This is a genomic window from Alteromonas sp. W12 (assembly GCF_001924945.1).
Taxonomy (GTDB): domain Bacteria; phylum Pseudomonadota; class Gammaproteobacteria; order Enterobacterales; family Alteromonadaceae; genus Alteromonas; species Alteromonas macleodii.
The window spans coordinates 152,949-171,475 of the sequence record NZ_LQXH01000012.1 but is presented as its reverse complement, the minus strand read 5'-3'; the positions used below and the strand labels follow the sequence as shown (position 1 = coordinate 171,475).

19 protein-coding genes are annotated in these 18,527 nt (G+C 46.7%); 9 read left to right on the top strand and 10 right to left on the bottom strand.

Translation table 11 applies throughout. From position 1 onward, the window contains the following. Together AWH61_RS18420 and trmB are read left to right on the top strand one after the other, a co-directional pair. A complete protein-coding gene (locus tag AWH61_RS18420) occupies window positions 1-816 on the top strand; it encodes an ABC transporter permease (protein WP_014951006.1) in 816 nt (271 codons plus the stop codon). After that, a complete protein-coding gene (trmB, locus tag AWH61_RS18415) occupies window positions 816-1,484 on the top strand; it encodes a tRNA (guanine(46)-N(7))-methyltransferase TrmB (protein ID WP_014951005.1) in 669 nt (222 codons plus the stop codon). Before AWH61_RS18420 ends, trmB begins: the two co-directional genes overlap by 1 nt. 95 nt (window positions 1,485-1,579) lie before the next feature. On the opposite strand, the gene AWH61_RS18410 is transcribed toward trmB, so the two are convergent. Beyond that, on the bottom strand, window positions 1,580-2,311 hold the full coding sequence (locus AWH61_RS18410) for an EAL domain-containing protein (RefSeq protein ID WP_014951004.1): 732 nt from the start codon (window positions 2,309-2,311) through the stop codon (window positions 1,580-1,582). A gap of 563 nt (window positions 2,312-2,874) precedes the next feature. Here AWH61_RS18410 and panP point away from each other — a divergent pair. Continuing rightward, window positions 2,875-4,509 (top strand): pyridoxal-dependent aspartate 1-decarboxylase PanP, encoded by a 1,635-nt coding sequence (gene panP, locus AWH61_RS18405; protein ID WP_014977595.1) that lies wholly within the window; start codon window positions 2,875-2,877, stop codon window positions 4,507-4,509. Between the two features lie 112 nt (window positions 4,510-4,621). Here the strand turns inward: panP and panC are convergent, their stop codons facing one another. From panC to sfsA, 7 genes are all read right to left on the bottom strand, one after another. Further along, complete coding sequence (gene panC, locus AWH61_RS18400; RefSeq protein ID WP_075177857.1) at window positions 4,622-5,473, bottom strand: pantoate--beta-alanine ligase; 852 nt, start codon at window positions 5,471-5,473, stop codon at window positions 4,622-4,624. Window positions 5,474-5,484: 11 nt separating this feature from the next. After that, window positions 5,485-6,279, bottom strand: a complete 795-nt coding sequence (panB, locus tag AWH61_RS18395; protein WP_075177856.1) for a 3-methyl-2-oxobutanoate hydroxymethyltransferase — start codon at window positions 6,277-6,279, stop codon at window positions 5,485-5,487. 57 nt (window positions 6,280-6,336) lie between these two features. Then, window positions 6,337-6,834: a 2-amino-4-hydroxy-6-hydroxymethyldihydropteridine diphosphokinase gene (gene folK, locus AWH61_RS18390; RefSeq protein ID WP_014951000.1), complete on the bottom strand. Its 498-nt coding sequence runs from the start codon at window positions 6,832-6,834 to the stop codon at window positions 6,337-6,339. After that, a complete protein-coding gene (pcnB, locus tag AWH61_RS18385) occupies window positions 6,827-8,146 on the bottom strand; it encodes a polynucleotide adenylyltransferase PcnB (protein WP_014977591.1) in 1,320 nt (439 codons plus the stop codon). The genes folK and pcnB overlap by 8 nt, the downstream gene beginning before the upstream one ends. 98 nt (window positions 8,147-8,244) lie before the next feature. After that, window positions 8,245-9,168 (bottom strand): tRNA glutamyl-Q(34) synthetase GluQRS, encoded by a 924-nt coding sequence (gluQRS, locus tag AWH61_RS18380; RefSeq protein WP_075177855.1) that lies wholly within the window; start codon window positions 9,166-9,168, stop codon window positions 8,245-8,247. 73 nt (window positions 9,169-9,241) lie between these two features. After that, a complete protein-coding gene (gene dksA, locus AWH61_RS18375) occupies window positions 9,242-9,691 on the bottom strand; it encodes an RNA polymerase-binding protein DksA (protein ID WP_014950997.1) in 450 nt (149 codons plus the stop codon). 241 nt (window positions 9,692-9,932) lie between these two features. After that, window positions 9,933-10,649 carry a DNA/RNA nuclease SfsA gene (gene sfsA / locus AWH61_RS18370; RefSeq protein WP_075177854.1) on the bottom strand — a complete coding sequence of 239 codons (717 nt, stop codon included), beginning with the start codon at window positions 10,647-10,649 and terminating at the stop codon, window positions 9,933-9,935. A gap of 225 nt (window positions 10,650-10,874) precedes the next feature. On the opposite strand from sfsA, the gene pepB reads away from it, so the two are divergent. Beyond that, window positions 10,875-12,158: an aminopeptidase PepB gene (pepB, locus tag AWH61_RS18365; RefSeq protein WP_075177853.1), complete on the top strand. Its 1,284-nt coding sequence runs from the start codon at window positions 10,875-10,877 to the stop codon at window positions 12,156-12,158. 179 nt (window positions 12,159-12,337) lie between these two features. Here pepB and AWH61_RS18360 read toward each other — a convergent pair whose 3' ends face one another. Further along, complete coding sequence (locus AWH61_RS18360; RefSeq protein WP_014950994.1) at window positions 12,338-12,520, bottom strand: hypothetical protein; 183 nt, start codon at window positions 12,518-12,520, stop codon at window positions 12,338-12,340. Between the two features lie 437 nt (window positions 12,521-12,957). Between AWH61_RS18360 and AWH61_RS18355 the strand changes: the two genes are divergently transcribed. Continuing rightward, window positions 12,958-13,560 carry a YhgN family NAAT transporter gene (locus AWH61_RS18355; protein ID WP_014977587.1) on the top strand — a complete coding sequence of 201 codons (603 nt, stop codon included), beginning with the start codon at window positions 12,958-12,960 and terminating at the stop codon, window positions 13,558-13,560. Continuing rightward, a complete protein-coding gene (locus AWH61_RS18350) occupies window positions 13,561-14,139 on the top strand; it encodes a YjaG family protein (RefSeq protein WP_014977586.1) in 579 nt (192 codons plus the stop codon). Between the two features lie 133 nt (window positions 14,140-14,272). On the opposite strand, the gene rsmD is transcribed toward AWH61_RS18350, so the two are convergent. Continuing rightward, window positions 14,273-14,956 (bottom strand): 16S rRNA (guanine(966)-N(2))-methyltransferase RsmD, encoded by a 684-nt coding sequence (gene rsmD / locus AWH61_RS18345; protein WP_075177881.1) that lies wholly within the window; start codon window positions 14,954-14,956, stop codon window positions 14,273-14,275. 66 nt (window positions 14,957-15,022) lie between these two features. Between rsmD and ftsY the strand changes: the two genes are divergently transcribed. From ftsY to ftsX, 3 genes are read left to right on the top strand one after another with little or no spacing between them, the layout of a single operon-like run. After that, entirely contained in the window at window positions 15,023-16,804 is a 1,782-nt protein-coding gene (gene ftsY, locus AWH61_RS18340; RefSeq protein WP_075177852.1) for a signal recognition particle-docking protein FtsY, read from the top strand. Window positions 16,805-16,830: 26 nt separating this feature from the next. After that, the gene (ftsE, locus tag AWH61_RS18335) at window positions 16,831-17,544 is read left to right on the top strand and encodes a cell division ATP-binding protein FtsE (protein WP_014950991.1); all 714 of its coding nucleotides are present in this window, start codon (window positions 16,831-16,833) and stop codon (window positions 17,542-17,544) included. Then, window positions 17,541-18,521, top strand: a complete 981-nt coding sequence (gene ftsX / locus AWH61_RS18330) for a permease-like cell division protein FtsX (RefSeq protein WP_014950990.1) — start codon at window positions 17,541-17,543, stop codon at window positions 18,519-18,521. The genes ftsE and ftsX overlap by 4 nt, the downstream gene beginning before the upstream one ends. Window positions 18,522-18,527 lie beyond the last annotated feature (6 nt).

Here is an 18,527-nt window from a genome sequence, read left to right as displayed (position 1 = left end):
ATGAAAACTGAAAGTACACAAATGAACACAGAAGAAAACGTGGGTTGGTTTAAGCAAAACTATGTGGCGCTAACCACTATTTGGATAAAAGAATGCACGCGCTTTTTGCGCATATGGGTACAAACCCTTGTGCCGCCAGCTATTACAATGAGTTTGTACTTCGTGATATTCGGTAGCCTCATCGGTAACCGTATCGGCGAAATGGGCGGCTTTACTTACATGGAGTTTATTGTGCCCGGCCTTATTATGATGTCGGTGATCACAAACTCCTACGCCAACGTGTCCTCTTCATTTTTTAGTGCTAAATTTCAGCGCAATATTGAAGAGCTGTTGGTGTCACCAGTACCCACTTCGGTCATCATTCTTGGGTATGTGGGCGGCGGCGTGGCCCGCGCCATACTTATAGGTATTATCGTTACCTTAGTGTCGCTGTTTTTCGTTGATGTTCAAATACACAATTTGGGCATTATTGCGCTCACGTTGTTACTCACTTCTACCTTGTTTGCGACTGCGGGTTTAATTAATGCGGTATTTGCGAAGACCTTTGATGATATTAGCGTGGTTCCAACGTTTGTATTAACACCGTTAACTTACTTAGGTGGTGTGTTTTATTCACTTACCCTATTGCCTGAATTCTGGCAGTGGGTGAGTAAGGCGAACCCTGTTGTGTATATGGTCAACGGGTTTCGTTATGGATTCTTAGGGGTCTCTGACGTAAATGTAACCTTGTCGCTTGCCTTGTTAGTGGGCTTTAATGCACTGCTATTTGGTGTGGCGTACTACCTACTTAAAACGGGTAAAGGTATTCGTAGCTAATGGCCAGCGGTAATTCTAGAGAAATCACAACATCGCAGGTAGGTATTCACGATAAGTTAGACGACTTAGTGAAAAAGTACCAAGCGAGTGAAAATAAGCGACCGATTAGCGACCATACACAAGCCGCGTTTGATGATGTCAGCGCGTGGCTTGATGGCTTTAGCGGCGAGATCATTTTAGATTCATGCTGCGGCGTTGGCGAAAGTACGGCGAATATTGCAAGAGCAAACCCCGATGCGCGTGTTATCGGTATCGATAAGTCGGCGCTGCGGGTGGATAAACACGAGCATTACAGCGCACAGCAAGATAACTATCGGGTCATTCGTGCCGATGTGAACGACTTTTGGCGCTTAGTAAAGCAGTCTAATTGGAACGTGACTCAGCACTTTCTGCTGTATCCCAACCCCTATCCTAAAAAGACACAAGTTCAAAAGCGCTGGCACGGTAGTGCGGCCATGGTGGACCTGATGGCGATCACTCCAAATATTGAAGTGCGTAGCAACTGGCTTATTTATCTAATGGAATTTGCGCAAGCGGCTAAACATTACGGCATGGTATCTGATTTATCTGAAGTTACTGGCGATGATCACATGACGCCGTTTGAGCGAAAGTACCGAGGGAGCGGTCAATCGTGCTGGCAGCTTAACTGCCGTAGCGAAGAAGGCTGAGTCTGCTATAGCAGCAAGAAATACTGAAAGCTGTAAAAGTGGGGTGAGATGAAAATCTCGCCCCGTTTGTTATTCAAATTCGTATAATTCGCTTGTTAATGGCGCGCAGTGGCACTTCGCACATTCGCCATGGGTGGACTAAACACATATCCCTGTGCATAACGAATGGGCAGGCGTTTTACGCGTTCTAGATGCGCCTCATCTTCTACGTGCTCGGCAATAGTGCTTACTCCATGGCGTTCACATAGCGACAGCAGATAGTCTACATATTCCCTCACTGCCTCTTGTTCGTCATAGTGTTTAATTAGCCCGCCAGCGAGCTTAATCCCCCGAACCGGCAAGTTCATAAGCGCTCGTATGTTACCTGGGCATGATCCAACGTTATCGATGAAAACGCCCAGCCCCACATGCATGCTTTTTTCGATAAATGCGGTAAGGCTTTTCGGATTGGATAGGGCAGTAGAAGCACTCACTTCTATACTTACACGCTCCGGCGTGGGGTAGCTTGCTAAATGGGTGATGAGGGTATTAGTAAGCTCTACATTGTGAAGGTCATTGGCAGTTATATTGATGTTCCAAGGGATATTAACGTCGTGAAAATAGCTGGCACATTGCACAAACATGCTCGCTGCAAGCGTATTTACGTGTTGTTCGCGCTCTATAAGGTAGAGAAACTCGCTAGGTAAAAAAGTCTTATCACCTCGGGTTATCAAGCGTGCCAGGCACTCGTAGCGCCATACTCCTTGGCTTTGTAAGTCAACGATGGGTTGAAAATAAGGCACGATATCATCGATAGAGAAATCCTCGGAAATTTCACGAATGGGCATAAACAGACCCCCTTGCTTTGAAGCAGTACTTTATCGCAGCGATGAATGCTTGAATGTGAGTTCAATGGCTACTTAGGCTCGCAATTAGAAGATGGAAAACCAATACGAGAGACCCGTGTTGGTACTATTCATAAATTAAATATAGTAGAGACTGATAGAATTTGCGGTACAAAATTCGGGGGAATTCGTTTAAATACGTATGCAGAGTTAACCGCTTCATAAGTTTTTTGCATGTAATAAAACGTTAATAGTCGCTTAAATGCCGTGCGCTAACCCTTGGCGAGCATTGCAATCTGATGTAAAGTGCGACACCCTGAAAGTATTGTGATAAGTTTTCAGGTTTGGCAACGAATGGACCGCGTCAACGCGCATTAGCCCAGCCGATGTACCGTTAAGGGATATGTTGGATAAATAGCTGCACCAGTCGCAAAGTAATTGTGTTGAATGCTATTTGGCTAAAAGGAAAAGTAAGTGTCAGGCCGGTGTCCTACAAAACCGCCTGTTGATTTCGCCCAATAAATGTAAGCGAAATGTGTGATTGTTTTAAGTATGAGGTGTGTTGAGTGGGTGAAGCGCAAGTTAGTTTAGAGCACCTGTTTAGGGTCTTTACCAAGCCTGAACACAAAGACTCAAAGCTGGCTCAAATAGAGCAGCATTTATCTGACAATATCTTAGATTTTTTGTCGCAGCACGTAGTGACAAAAAAGACGTCGTTAGAAGAAATTGAAAAAGACTTTTCAGACTCCAAGGTGCCTGAGTCACCCGAGTTTGTGTCTACTCATGCTGAAAGCTTGTTAGATAAGCTTGTTGCGCATTCAGTTAATACTTACTCGCCTACCTTTATTGGTCACATGACCTCAGCGTTGCCCTATTTTCACCTGCCGCTTTCTAAGTTAATGGTCGGGCTTAACCAGAACTTGGTTAAAATAGAAACGTCTAAAGCTTTCACGCCGCTAGAACGTCAAGTATTGGGTATGATGCACAACCTTGTGTACGATCAGCCTCAAAGCTTTTACGACAACCATCTACACAGTGCGGCCCATTCTTTGGGGGCATTTTGTTCTGGCGGAACCATTGCCAACATCACTGCCTTATGGGTGGCTCGCAACAAACTACTAGGCCCACAAAAAGGGTTTTCTGGCGTGGCAAAAGCAGGTCTTGCCGCTGCCTATCGTCACTACGACATTAACAATTTAGGCGTGATGTGCAGTAAACGTGGGCATTACTCGCTGTCAAAGGCAGTGGATGTATTGGGGTTAGGCCGCGAACAATTATTAACTGTGCCCGCGCCAAAGCAAACCCTAGATCCAGCAAAAGCCCTTCGCATTGGCAAACGTTATCAAGAGGAAGGCAATAAGCTTCTTGCTATCGTTGGGGTAGGCGGCACCACCGAAACAGGGCACGTAGACCCACTAGACGAGCTTGCTGACGTAGCCAAAGAGTTAGGCTGCTGGTTCCATGTAGACGCAGCCTGGGGCGGCGCTACGCTGTTCTCGGCGCGCTATCGCGACAGACTAAAAGGTATTGAACGCGCAGACTCAGTGACTATTGATGCACATAAGCAAATGTACGTGCCAATGGGCGCAGGAATGGCGCTTTTCAAAGACCCACAAAATGCCAATGCGGTAAGACATCACGCGCAATATATTTTGCGTGCAGGCTCTAAAGACTTAGGTGCTACCACGCTTGAAGGCTCCCGAAACGGTATGGCCATGATGGTGTACTCGGCGCTGCATATATTCGGTCGCAAAGGGTACGAGCTACTTATTGATCGCAGCATTGATAAAGCCAAAGACTTTGCGCAGATGATTGATAAAGCCCAAGACTTTGAATTGACGACCACACCTATTCTATCACTGTTGACCTATCGCGTTTGTCCCGCTGAAGTGCAGGAAAAGCTGAAGCATGTGAATGCTAAAACCCGCAACGCTATTAATGAGAAGGTTGACGCCCTTGTTGTTGCGGTACAAAAGCAGCAGCGTGAAGCAGGTAAGTCTTTTGTGTCTCGTACTCGCCTGGAAGCGCCGGATTACCCCTCCCAGTGTATTACCGTGTTTCGCGTAGTGTTAGCGAATCCGCTTACTAGCCATAACGACTTGGCCGCAATTTTGGCTGAGCAACACTTAATTGCGAAAGAGACTCAGGCTTGGAAAGAGCTAATGGATTTCGTTCGCGAAACAGAAACCGTTGCGTCTTAAAGACTTCAGCAGCAACAAATAAAAAAACGCCCGATACAGGCTCTGTTTAGGAGTCATGCATCGGGCGTTTTCTTTTGTAGTTCGAGACTATCCGCGAGGATTGGTATTACGCTTAATCTCGCGTAATTTGCATATTATCAATTAAGCGTGTCTTGCCCATAAACATAGCAACAAGCAGAACTAATTCTTTGTCGCTATCGTTAGCTGGTTCAAAGGTGGCGGCGTTAACTACCTGACAGTAGTCTTTCTTAAAGCCTTTTGCTTCAAGGTTACTGACCATGGCATTTTCAAGCTGAACAAAGTCGGTGTTACCACTTTCTATGCCCGCTTTTAAGCGCTGCATTTCTGCAAAAATAGCACTCGCCGACGCTTTTTCAGTGTCTGTCAGGTAGCCATTTCTAGAGCTCATTGCTAGGCCTGACGTTTCGCGCTCTGTAGGCACCCCGTGAACCTTCACTGCCATTGATAAATCGCGAGCTAACGCGCGAATAACTTGTAGCTGCTGGAAGTCTTTTTCACCAAAAAACGCATCGTCTGGCTGTACCATGTTGAAAAGCTTGGTCACCACGGTAGCGACGCCGCGAAAATGGCCAGGGCGACTGGCGCCACAATGCGAGTCTGAAATACCGGGCACTTCAACGAACGTCTGCGCATCCAGACCTGCCGGATACATTTCCGCTACGCTAGGTAAAAACACGGCGTCTGCACCCACAGAAATAAGCTTAGCTTTATCTTCTTCGATAGTGCGTGGATACGCGTCTAAATCTTCGTTCGCACCAAATTGCATGGGGTTAACAAAAATGCTAACCACCACTTTGTCGTTGTGCGCTTTCGCTTTTTTAACTAGTTTGAGATGACCATCGTGCAGGTTGCCCATAGTGGGTACAAAACCTACGGTTTCACCATTACGTCGCCATGCGTTCACCGTGCTGCGTAATGCTGAAATACTATCAACCACCTTCATAATTTACCTCGTTACTCGAAGCTGTGTTCAGCCGATGGGAACGCACCGCTTTGCACATCTTCAATATATTTTGATACGGCTTTGCGCATATCGCCGGTTTCTACAAGGTAGTTCTTTGAGAACTTCGGCATATAGTTTGCGCTGATGCCAAACATGTCGTGCATCACCAGAATTTGACCGTCGGTATCTTTGCCTGCGCCTATACCGATTACCGGTATGGTTAGGGCTTCGCTAACCCCTTTGCCTAGCGATGAAGGCACGCACTCAAGCACTAATAACTGAATACCGGCTTCTTCCAACGCTTTCGCTTCGCTAAGCAGTTTTTCAGCCTGGCTCGCTTCGCGGCCTTGTACTTTAAAACCACCGAATACGTGCACTGACTGAGGCGTTAAGCCTAAATGGCCACACACAGGGACGCCGCGCAGGTTTAAGCCTTTGATGGTGTCGCACAACCAGCTTCCACCTTCCATCTTAACCATACTTGCACCCGCAGCCATAAGCTTTGCTGCATTGGCGTAGGTTTGCTCAGGAGTGGCGTAAGACATAAACGGCATATCGGCTAATACGAAGGCGCGTTCAGTGCCGCGACGCACACTTTTCGTGTGGTAGGCAATGTCATCGATGGTTACCGGTAGGGTGTCGTCTTCACCTTGAAGGACCATGCCTAAAGAGTCGCCAATAAGAAGGGCGTCAACGCCTTGTTCGTCGAACATTTTGGCGAAGCTGGCGTCGTAAGCGGTTAAAGAGGTGATCTTTTCCCCGGCCTGCTTTTTCTTAAGCAAGCCCGATACAGTTACTTTCTTCATGACATGTCTCAGATTGATATTGTTGGTATCGTGTGGCGAACTATACGGATTTTGCCGCTAATTGGAAGAGCGCAGGCGACGAAGTCCATCCAGCGAGCAGTTAGCGACCCATGCCGAGATGGGTTTGCCATCGTGCATAACCATATTGGGCGCAATTTCAAACAACGGCACCATAACGAACTCGCGTTCTGCCATGCCGTAATGGGGAATGATTAAGTCTGCGGTGTCGATAGTTTCGCTGCCGTACAACAAAATATCCAAATCCAACGTGCGTGGTCCCCAGCGCTCACCTTTGCGCTCACGGCCTTCTTCCAGCTCAATGCGTTGCAGCTGCTTCAATAAGCCGTGCGGCTTTAACGAGGTCTCAATTAAGCACACCGCGTTAATATAGTCAGGTTGATCTTGCGGCCCCATCGGTTTACTGGAATAAAGTGAAGAGGTTTTAAGTACGCGGGTGTCTTCTATTTGACCTATAGCATCAAACGCACGCTGTGCTTTTCCCTGGCTATCGCCAAGGTTGCTACCTACACCAATGTACACGTGCTCTTTATGCATCAGGACCTCGTTTCGCTGGTTTACGCTTGCGCTTACGCGGGGCACCTTTTGCGCCGCCTTCGCTTTTGCGAAGGGCGTTAAGCATGCCTTTCTGCTTACCGTTGTCAGCGTGCTGGAAGTGCGTCCACCACTGAGCTAGCTCTAATAGATCGCCACCTTCAATTTGGCCTCGGGCAAGCAAAAAGTCATAGCCTGCTCTAAATTTAGGGTGCGTAAGCAATTGGAAAGCGCGACGGCCAAAGCGCTTAGGTAGACGTTGCTGTAAAATCCAGATGTCCCGAACCACGGTAGAGAAGCGTTTAGGGATCATAATACGTTGTGTTTGACGTGCGATAACCTCGCCTGACGCAATATTAAATGCATCATGAGCATTTAAGCCAGACTCGCTTTGTAAGCGTTGTGACTCTTCTTCAACCGGATACCAGAGTAGTGCGGCATAAAGGAACGCTGGCGTAACACGCTGGTCGCTATTAATACGCTCGTCGGTATTGGCAAGTACGCGACGTACAAACTGCATTTCACGGCTGTTTTCATCTTTCAAAAACGGCGTTAGCTGAGGGAACAAAGGCTCGATTAAGCCGTATTCGTGCAGCATTAAGAAGGTTTCTTCTCCCTTACCCGATAAAAACAGTTTAAGGGTTTCTTCAAACAAGCGCGCTGGTGGAATGTTCTGTAAAAGGTTGGCCAGAGATTTTATCGGTGCAGCGGTTTTTGCTTCAATGCGCATGCCAAGCTTAACGGCAAAGCGCACCGCACGTAGCATGCGTACCGGATCTTCACGGTAGCGTGTTTCCGGGTCGCCAATAAGCTCAACTTCTCGTTTTTCTATGGCGGCTAAGCCATTAGCAAAGTCTTTTACCGTAAAGTCTGCCACGCTGTAATACATGGCGTTAAAGGTAAAGTCACGGCGTTCAGCATCTTCTTCAATGGTGCCAAATACGTTATCGCGTACTAATTGACCGTGAGCGTCGCGCTTTGCGACAGCCTTGCCCTTGGGAAGGTTTTCGTCTTCGTCTGACTCTTGGTGGTGCCCGCGGAACGTGGCTACTTCAATGATTTCACGGCCAAACACAATATGGGCCAAACGAAAGCGCCTGCCGATAAGGCGGCAGTTTCTGAACAAGCCTTTAATTTGTTCAGGTGTGGCGTTCGTCACCACGTCGAAATCTTTTGGTTCGTGACCCATCAAAATGTCGCGTACACAGCCTCCTACCAAATAGGATTCGAAGCCAGCTCCATTAAGGCGATACATTACTTTTAATGCATTTGCGCTTACGTCTTCGCGAGATATACCGTGTTCTCCACGGGTCATAGTCCTTGGCTTTAAAGCGTTAGGAGACGAACTCTCTTTTGAAAAAGCGCGCTTAACAGATTTAAAAACACGATGAATGATGATGGTATCTCCGCAGACTATAAAGGTTCGCTATAATAAGTGGATTCATGCTGTGGAACAATAATTTCGGGTGTTTTCACTACTTTTTTCCTATTCCACATTGAAATAGCCGTCTTAAGCGCCGAATCAATATCACCAAATTCTGACGCATTTGGAAAGGAAAAGCCTAAAAAGTGCATCACACGCACGAGATTATCTAAAGCTGATTCGTTTTTAACTGGCGCTGCACGGTTTTGTTTACTTAGTTTTCTGCCTGGTGCCACGGCAGCGACCGGCACGTGACCGTATTCAGGAGTAGAATAGCCCAGCGTGTGATATACGGCGCGCTGTAAAGGCGTGACATCAATTAAATCACACCCTCTAATGACATGGTTAACTTGCTGAAATACGTCATCTAAAATCACGACAAGGTTATACGAAAATAAGCCGTCTCGACGTTTCAGCACTACGTCTTCGGCTATTAAATCAGAGCTTGAATTAGAGGGCATAACTTTGCCCATAAGCACGTCATCAAAGGCTTCAAGTTGAGTATCTACTTTTAAACGAACTGCACAGTCCTGTGTGTTGGAGTGTACTGGCTCAGTCCGACAGTAGCCGTTATAAACACCGCCCATGGCTTTAATTTGCTTACGTGTGCAGGTACAAAAATAGGCTTTTTGTTGTGTAAGTAAGTCATCGAGAACCGCTTGATAACGGGCATGTTGTTGGCTTTGATAGATGACGTCGCCGTCCCAATACAGGCCGTGGGCTTCTAGGGTAGTGAGTATGTCTTTATCTACACCTTTAATACAGCGCGGCTCGTCTATATCTTCTATACGTAGCAGCCATTTTCCGTTATGGCTTTTGGCATCTAGGTAGCTGGCAACAGCGGTAACTAACGAACCGAAGTGAAGTTGGCCGGATGGAGAGGGAGCAAAGCGCCCTACATAGTGGTTATGCATAATAAAGGCTTAACAAAAAGCCCCATCTTTTCGGGATGAGGCTTTCTATATCAACGTAATCGAGGCTAGTAACTTAACCTTGAAGTTGTTTTTCTTTAATTTCAGCCATGGTCTTACAGTCGATACATAAATCTGCTGTAGGACGAGCTTCTAAGCGACGAATACCAATTTCGATACCACACTGGTCACAGAAGCCGAAATCGTCTTCTTCAATTCGCTTAAGCGTTTTTTCAATTTTCTTTATTAGCTTACGCTCACGGTCACGTGTACGTAACTCAAGGCTGAACTCTTCTTCTTGAGCTGCACGGTCTACAGGATCAGGGAAGTTTGCTGCTTCATCCTTCATGTGCGTTACTGTACGGTCAACTTCTTCACGAAGTTGATTGCGCCATGCTTTAAGCAATAGACGGAAGTGCTCCATTTGGGGCTCGCCCATGTACTCTTCGTCAGCTTTTGGCTCGTACGGCTGTAAACCTGCCAGCGCTAATAGTCCTAGGGATTTTGTTTCTTTTCCTGTTGGCATCTGCCACATCTCCTACACTACGACATCCATCTTGTCCTGATTGGACCGATATCTATATCAGACTCGACAACTTCAGGCAATCAATCGTGTCTATGTAATTATTATGCTGGTGTATTGCTTTCATAAATTAGCCAGGTGTTTTTTCATTTAGCCCGCTGGCTACCAGCAAACGCATTAGTGCGTTCTCCCACTAAAACAAGGCGCAAATATGAAGGCGAAATGAAAAAAATCAACCTATTTTTTATAAAATCAAAGGGAGTGTTTGATTTAATAGGATTTTTTGTTCGTCTATTATACAGCTTGCCGCCAAAACCGTTACGCCAGCGTTTGCGGCAATCTTTACGCTTTCCGCATAAGTTGGATCAATATGCTCGGCCACTTGTACACTTTCGATGGCGGTGTGTTGTACGCAGAATAATAGATTGGTTTTTATACCACTGTCAGATAAACGAGCAAGTTCTAAACAGTGCTTCGCGCCGCGTTGAGTGACTGCGTCGGGGAAGAACCCTTTGTTTTCATCTGCTAAGGTGACGGATTTAACTTCCATATACTCAGTAACACTTTGATGTTCAGCATTTTTTCGGGTTAATGCAAAGTCGAACCGGCTATTGGCGGTTGGCGGTGTTACTTCTGCTTTCCAATCTATGATGTCTGAAAATTCGCTTAGCACCTTGTTATCTAGCGCTTCTGCCACCAGTTTATTAGCATTGTGCGTATTAATGCCGATGAAGTGACCATCAAATGTTTGGGCTAGCTCCCATGTATACTTGAGTTTTCGATTTGGGTTGGTGGATTCACTTAAAAAGACAGTGTATCCAGGAACAGCACAGCCAGTCATAGCGCCAGTATTTGGGCAATGTGCAGTTACAATAGTGCCGTCGTCTAACTCAACATCGGCAAGAAATCGCTTGTACCTTTTTATAAGGGTGCCGCGTAATAAGGAAGGTGAAAACTTCATGTGTCGCCTTTTTTTAGAATGTAGGTGAAAACACGTTAGTGTGTTTCGCTAATTGATATGTGTGCTTTTGAACGAGCACGTATAGCGTATGCGCTTAGCGAACAAAGCGTATGTGGTTAGCGAACAACAAGCGCAGTAAACAAGGCGCCAAAGAGTAACAAACATTTGTGCAAGCGCAAAAAGCGCTTTGCAATAATATAACGATGTAATAAGGAATAAAACGCGATGGCAGAATTTACCGTTAGCCTTTCTAGAAACAGTGCTGAAGCAGTGTGGGGCGAGAGTGCTAAGCTTTCTTTCACTGAATCAGGTGCAGTTATTCACCTGCCTGACGACAAGCTTAATGAGCGTTTAATTCAGCAAGCGGCAAGAAAGCTAGATGGCTTAAGCCTGCCAGCAGTCACGCTAAGCGGTGATTGGCACAAAGAGCAGCAGTGGGCTTTTGCACTTAGCTTCACGCGTGCCCGCAAACCAGCGTCAATAAAATGGGCCGAAACGGCTGACAAAGAAGCGCTAGAGCAAGAATATGCGGCGTTACTATTTACCCGTCAGCTGGTAAACGAAACACCTGAAGATCTAAGCCCTGAAACCTTAGCAACCCGAGCAGCACAGTGGCTTAAGTCACTGGGTGGTGACAAGGTAACCTACTCAATGACGGTAGGCGAAGATCTTAAAGAGCAGGGCTGGATTGGCATTTATAATGTGGGCCGCGGTAGTGAACGTCCGCCTGCAATGCTGGTACTTGATTACAACCCAAAAGGTAATACGGATGCGCCAGTTGATGCCGTGCTAGTTGGAAAAGGCATCACCTTCGACAGCGGTGGCTACAGCATTAAATCAAGCGAAGGCATGTTAGATATGAAATGTGACATGGGCGGCGCAGCGACGGTAACAGGGGCATTAGGGCTATCTATTTCTCAAGGCAGTGAAAAGCGTATTCAGCTTATTTTGTGCTGTGCAGAAAACCTTATTAGCGGTCACGCTTATAAGTTGGGTGATGTGCTTACCTATAAAAATGGGGTAACCGTTGAAGTGGTTAATACCGATGCTGAAGGACGTTTAGTGTTGGCTGATGGCCTTATGGCGGCAACAGAAACGGGCGCACCGCTGATTATTGATGCAGCAACACTAACCGGTGCTGCAGTGGTTGCACTGGGTTCTGATTACCATGGCGTATTCTCGTTAGATGATAATGCCCGCGAACAAATGCTTAAAGCAGCGAAGGCAGAAAACGAACGTTTTTGGCCGCTACCACTTGAAGATTTCCACGCAGAGCGCTGTCCATCGGCGTTCGCAGATACAGCAAACAGTCGCCCGATGAAAGGTGGCGGTGGTGGCGGTGCATCAAACGCTGCGGGCTTCTTATCACGCTTTGTTAAGCCAGAAGGCTGGGTACATTTGGATTTAGCCGCTGCTTACCATGGCGGGGCAACATCTGAAATGCCGGTAGGGGCAACAGCGAAAGGTATTCGCTCGATTGCGAGAATGCTGAAAGACTTCAGTGCATAAATAAAATAGCGTTCGACGCCTCCAATGGCTGTCGAACGCTACTCTATTTTTAAACGTCGCACGTTGTGCCACGTGGATGAGTAGAGGCAAAGCGAATAGCGTTACTTGAACTAACGTCGCTTCGCGCAAAAAATAAAAAGGGCGTGACTTTGTAAAAAATCACGCCCTTTTTCTGTAAATTAGATCCCGCCTAAACGCTCGGCTAGCGTTTTATAGCGTTCAACGTCGCCACTGTCGAAAAGTGGGTTACCGTCGGTGTCTTTATCTTTCGAAACCAAAAGGCTTTCACGCTCAAGGCGCTCTACGCGCACTTCTTGTACGCCAAGAAAAGCAGCCACTTCTTTAACAGTCATCAAACTCATTGCAATATTTCCTATTTTTGGTTGTTCTTATTGAGGATTAACAGGTTCCAACGCCGAACAAAGCGCAGAACATAACGTTAAACAAAATGATGTTACCCACTATTACATCAAAAGCTCTGGAGATAAGACATTATCCAAAAGGTGTAGAAAAAGCCAATTGGGCTGTTTGAATTCTGACCGTGAATAAGGCGAAAACACCGCTTAGAAATGACAAACACTTCTCCCTACGCTTTAGTAAAGCGCACTTTCGTTATTTTTCGAGTATTTTTTGCAGGCTCTAGATAAATGAAAAACAATCATGCCTTAAAAGGTGTTTTTAACTAAGTCAGCTTGGTTTACCATTGCGCGCCTAAAACGACCATCTGTAAGAACTTTGAGTTATACTCAATGGTTTACGCGCAAACGGGCTTAGCCTCACAACCGGAGACAGTAAAAAAATGGATACTTGGTCTGCTGCCATCATGCTCTTTTTGATCATGGATCCCTTAGGTAACCTCCCTGTGTTCATGTCGGTACTCAAATCGATAGAACCAAAGCGTCGTCAAGTCATCCTAATTCGAGAATTATTATTTGCTCTTGGCATCCTGTTTCTCTTTTTGTTCAGTGGCCAATCGGTTCTCAATTTTCTGAACGTGGAACAAGAGACAGTAAGTATCGCTGGGGGAATTATTCTGTTCCTTATTGCGCTTAAAATGATTTTTCCATCATCTGGTAACCCCAGTGGATTAGCTGTAGGTGAAGAACCTTTTCTAGTACCTCTAGCTATTCCTATGATAGCGGGCCCTTCAACGCTGGCTGCGCTTATTCTTCTTGCCAACCAAGCGCCAGACAGAATGGCTGACTGGTCGATTGCGCTTGCGGCTTCATGGTCGATAAGCGCAGTGATCTTACTATTTTCAAATGTGTTCCATAAAATTCTGGGGGAGCGCGGTCTAGTTGCGATGGAGCGATTAATGGGTATGATCCTAGTTATGATTGCTATCCAAATGTTGCTGGATGGCGTTACCCAATATTTCATGCATGCCACTGGAGCCCTTTAAATGGCAAAGCAAAAACTTAATACCTTTGGGCGCGTTCGCGCCTTGGAAGGCTGGAAAGCCGTTGCATTCGGTGCTGCATTACTTGAGCGTATGCTACCCAACTACACGCTTTTCTGTGAATTAACGGAAAGTGGTGATGCAAGCGCATTGCGCAACTGTTTGAATTTGGTGTGGGAAACGTTGAAATCACCCAAGAGCAAATTCAACATTGCGGTACAGCTTGAGAAAGTTGAAGTGGCTACACCTGATACCAGTGAGCATGACAACTATGGCGTTTATCCAGCAATTGATGCAGCTATTGGTCTAGCTGGTTTGCTAAATTTGATGGCAGGCGACGATCCGCAAGGCGCAGTGGTCATCAGCAAGTTATCGCAAGGCAGCGTAGAAGCCTATTTGCTAGAAAGCGAAGAAGCCGATGACGAGACTGTAAAAGGGCATCCGCTGATGGAGTTTGAAGTTGAGGTACAAAACGAATTGCTTGATTATGTAGAGCAAGCCAAATACCCAGCGAAAGCGGCAGATGAAATGAAAGCACTTGCCTTGGAAGCTGGAATCTCCAATATTGGTCTTGAGCTTTAATGACAACGCAACTTGATCTTGCTTAGGTAAAACGAGCAACAGATCCTTAGCTCTTATGCTCAATAAAAGCCGTGTACTTAGTTAAAGGTCACGGCTTATCTCTCCTCAATTGAGGCACTTCAATCGTTATCAATCAACATATCTCAATTAGCATATAGCGCAGCGCGCTAGTTTGTTTGTCTTTAATAATTTGCCAATGGGCGGGGAGAGCGGGCGTTGTTAGCGCACTTTCGTGCTCTAAATACACCACGCTACCACTATGAACAAGTTTGTTATCTTCTAGCGCAGCCAGCGTAGGTGCTACCAATGATTTCGCAAAAGGCGGATCGACAAAAACAATATCGTAAGGCGCTTGGCTGATGCCTTTTAAAATACCTAGTGCGTCCCCTTGATGAACGGTTGCTGACGCCAGTTCATTTGCTTTTAATAAGGTAAGATTACTTTTAAGCTGGCTTGCTGCCTGTTTATCCAGCTCTATAAAATCACAATGTGCTGCATAGCGAGACAGAGCTTCTAAACCTAGTCCACCAGAACCCGCAAATACATCCAAGCAGCGTGCATCGTTTATGTACGGCATTAACCAGTTAAACAAGGTTTCTTTGTTTCTGTCTGTAGTTGGCCTTAACCCTTCAGCATTGAGTACGGGTAACTTTCTACCACGCCATTGGCCACCGATAATGCGTATTTGCCCAGGACTATTTGTGCTTTGGGTTTTCCTTGATTTTTTCCCTTTTTGGGATGAATAAGGTTTTTTTGCAGAAGATGGTGCCCGAGTAGGGCGAGAAACTCGCTTCATAGTGGCTGACAATGGTATCATGCGTTCATACATTAGGCGGCAAGTGTAGCCGAAATTGCTAAGAATTTATAAGGATTTGTCCTAACGATGTCGAAACTTTTTGGCTGGTTCAGTAAGAACAAAAAAGCAGATAAACAAAAAGCCCAAGCGGAAGAAGAAGCTCGCTTACAGGCAGAAGCTGAAGCAAAGGCGAAGGCGCAAGCTGAAGAAGACGCCCGCGCTAAGGCAGAAGCTGAAGCAAAGGCGAAGGCACAAGCGGAAGAAGAGGCCCGCGCTAAGGCAGAAGCTGAAGCACAGGCGAAGGCGCAAGCGGAAGAAGAAGCGCGCGCTAAGGCAGAAGCTGAAGCACAGGCGAAGGCTAAAGCGGAAGAAGAGGCCCGCGCTGAGGCAGAGGCTGAAGCAAAGGCGAAGGCACAAGCGGAAGAAGAGACCCGCGCTAAGGCAGAAGCTGAAGCACAGGCGAAGGCGCAAGCGGAAGAAGAGGCTCGCGCAAAGGCAGAAGCTGAAGCAGAGGCGAAGGCGCAAGCGGAAGAAGAGGCTCGCGCAAAGGCAGAAGCTGAAGCACAGGCGAAGGCTAAAGCCGAAGAAGAAGCGCGTGCAAAGGCAGAAGCTGAAGCACAGGCGAAAGCCCAAGCGGAAGAAGAAGCCCGCGCAAAGGCAGAGGCTGAAGCACAGGCGAAGGCGCAAGCGGAAGAAGAGGCTCGCGCTAAGGCAGAAGCTGAAGCGCAGGCGAAGGCTAAAGCGGAAGAAGAGGCCCGCGCAAAGGCAGAGGCTGAAGCGCAGGCGAGGGCGCAAGCGGAAGAAGAAGCGCGTGCAAAGGCAGAGGCTGAAGCACAGGCGAAAGCCCAAGCGGAAGAAGAGGCTCGCGCTAAAGCAGAAGCACAGGCTAAAGCCAAAGCCGAAGAAAAGCCTAAAGAGAAAAAGTCGTTATTTGCACGTTTAAAAGAAAGCCTATCTCGTACAAAAGAAAACCTAGGCAGTGGTATTGTTAGCCTGTTTAAAGGCAAAACCATCGATGACGAGCTCTATGAAGATCTTGAAACACAACTGTTAGTTGCTGACGTGGGCATGGATACCACGCAAAAAATCATCGATCACCTCACCGATAGTGCTTCTCGAAAAGATTTAAAAGATGCCGAAGCCTTGCTGGAGATCATGAAGCAGCAAATGTCGGGCATGTTGTCTCAAGTTAATCAGCCTCTTTCTGAAGTGATGCAGGCTCATGATTCCAGTGAAGGTCCGTTCGTTATCTTAATGGTTGGCGTAAATGGCGTAGGTAAAACTACGACTATTGGTAAGCTGGCTAAGCAGTTCCAGCAAGAAGGTAAGAAAGTGATGCTTGCTGCGGGTGATACCTTTAGAGCGGCGGCGGTTGAACAGCTTCAAGTATGGGGCGAGCGCAACGATATTCCGGTTATCGCACAGCACACTGGCGCTGACAGTGCATCGGTACTTTACGATGCACTAGAAGCAGCAAAATCGCGCGGCACAGATATCCTTATTGCCGACACGGCAGGGCGCCTGCAGAATAAGAACAACTTGATGGAAGAGCTTAAGAAAGTGGTTCGCGTAATGAAGAAAATTAATCCGAATGCGCCTCACGAAGTTATGCTTACATTGGATGCAGGTACAGGGCAAAACGCTATTAGCCAAGCCAAGTTGTTTAATGAAGCCGTGGGCTTAACAGGCATCACACTAACCAAGTTAGACGGTACAGCGAAAGGCGGCGTTATATTCTCTATTGCCGATAAGTTTAAAATTCCTATAAGGTATATAGGTGTTGGCGAAAGTATCGATGATTTACGCCAGTTTGACGGACAAGAATTTATTGATGCGTTGTTTAGCGAAATGGACACACCTGAAAGCTAAAACCAGCAAAGCGGTAGGGAAAAATAATGATAAAGTTTGAGCAGGTAAGCAAAACCTATCCGGGCGGACAACGTGCGCTAAGCAAGGTGAATTTTCATATTGCGCCGGGTGAAATGGCCTTTTTAACAGGGCATTCTGGCGCAGGAAAAAGCACGCTACTTAAACTTATCAGCCTAATGGAGCGTCCAACAGTAGGGCGCGTTCTTATTAATGGCCACGACCTTAACGCTATTACCCGTCGAGATATTGCCTATATACGCCGCGATATCGGCATGATCTTCCAAAGTCACCAGCTGCTGATGGACAAGTCGGTTTTCGACAACGTGGCGTTACCGCTAGTCATTGAGGGTTACACCCACAAAGAAATTCGCAAGCGCGTAGAAGCTGCGCTTGAAATGGTAGGGCTAAGAGACAAAGCGCGTTGCCTGCCTATTACGTTGTCTGGTGGTGAGCAGCAGCGAGTGGGGATCGCGCGAGCAGTAGTAAATAAACCCCCGTTACTGCTGGCAGACGAACCGACCGGTAACCTCGACCCCAAGCTTTCCATGGAAATCATTCGCCTTTTTGAAGACTTCAATCAAGCGGGCGTGTCAGTACTTATTGCAACCCATGATTTAGGGCTGATTGCTCGCATGCGTTATCGCACGCTGACCCTCAAAAATGGTCAGATGATCACCGATGGCCTTACTGACGACCTTGATGGCACAAGTTCAGCCAGCAGTGAAGGAGCCTGGTCATGAGTATTTTGTTTAAAGGGCGTGCAAAAGGGGCGTCTTCTGCCAAAGTGGGCTTTATCCAATCTATTGTGATGTTCTTTGTCAGCCATGTACGCCAAGCGCTGGCGAGTCTTGGAGAGCTGTGGCGTCAGCCGCTGGCATCTTTAATGACTATTGGGGTACTAGGCCTGAGTATTACGCTACCTAGTACGCTTTATATTATGGTGAAAAATACTGAGAAAATTACAGCAGGCTGGGATCAGGCGTCAGAAATATCTCTGTTTTTAAAGCCAGATATCAACGCGGCAAGTTCGCAACAGCTGGTGGCACGATTAAATAGCTGGTCTGAAATAGACAGCGTTGTTTATATTCCAGCGGATGATGCGCTTAAAGAATTTCAGCACTTGTCAGGATTGGGCGATGCCATCGCTTATCTAGAGAAAAACCCACTGCCTGATGTAGTGCTAGTAACGCCAAACGAAAAACACGCGTCGCCGACGGCAGCGAAAGCACTGCTAGATAAACTGCGACAGCAGCGTGAAGTTGATATAGGTAAACTGGATATCGAATGGTTAGAGCGTTTATATGCCGTTATCGATATTGCCAGAGACTTGGTTACGCTAATAGGATTACTACTTTTCATCGCCGTTGTACTAATTATTGGTAACACCATTCGTCTGAATATTTTGAACAAGTATGACGAAATCGTAGTGATGAAGCTGGTTGGCGCAACCGATGCGTTTATCCATCGCCCGTTTTTATATACAGGCTTCTGGTATGGCCTATTGGGCGGATTAATGGCGTGGTTTGCCGTTATTATCATACTATGGTGGATGGATAGCAGCATCACTACGTTTGCCGCTATGTATCAGAAGGATTTCAACATTACCGGATTAACCGGTTCTGCATTGCTGACTATGCTGGGACTATCGGTGCTGCTCGGTTTACTGGGCTCACTTATCTCTGTGCAGCGTCATGTAAGGGAAATAGAGCCCAAGTAGTCGTAG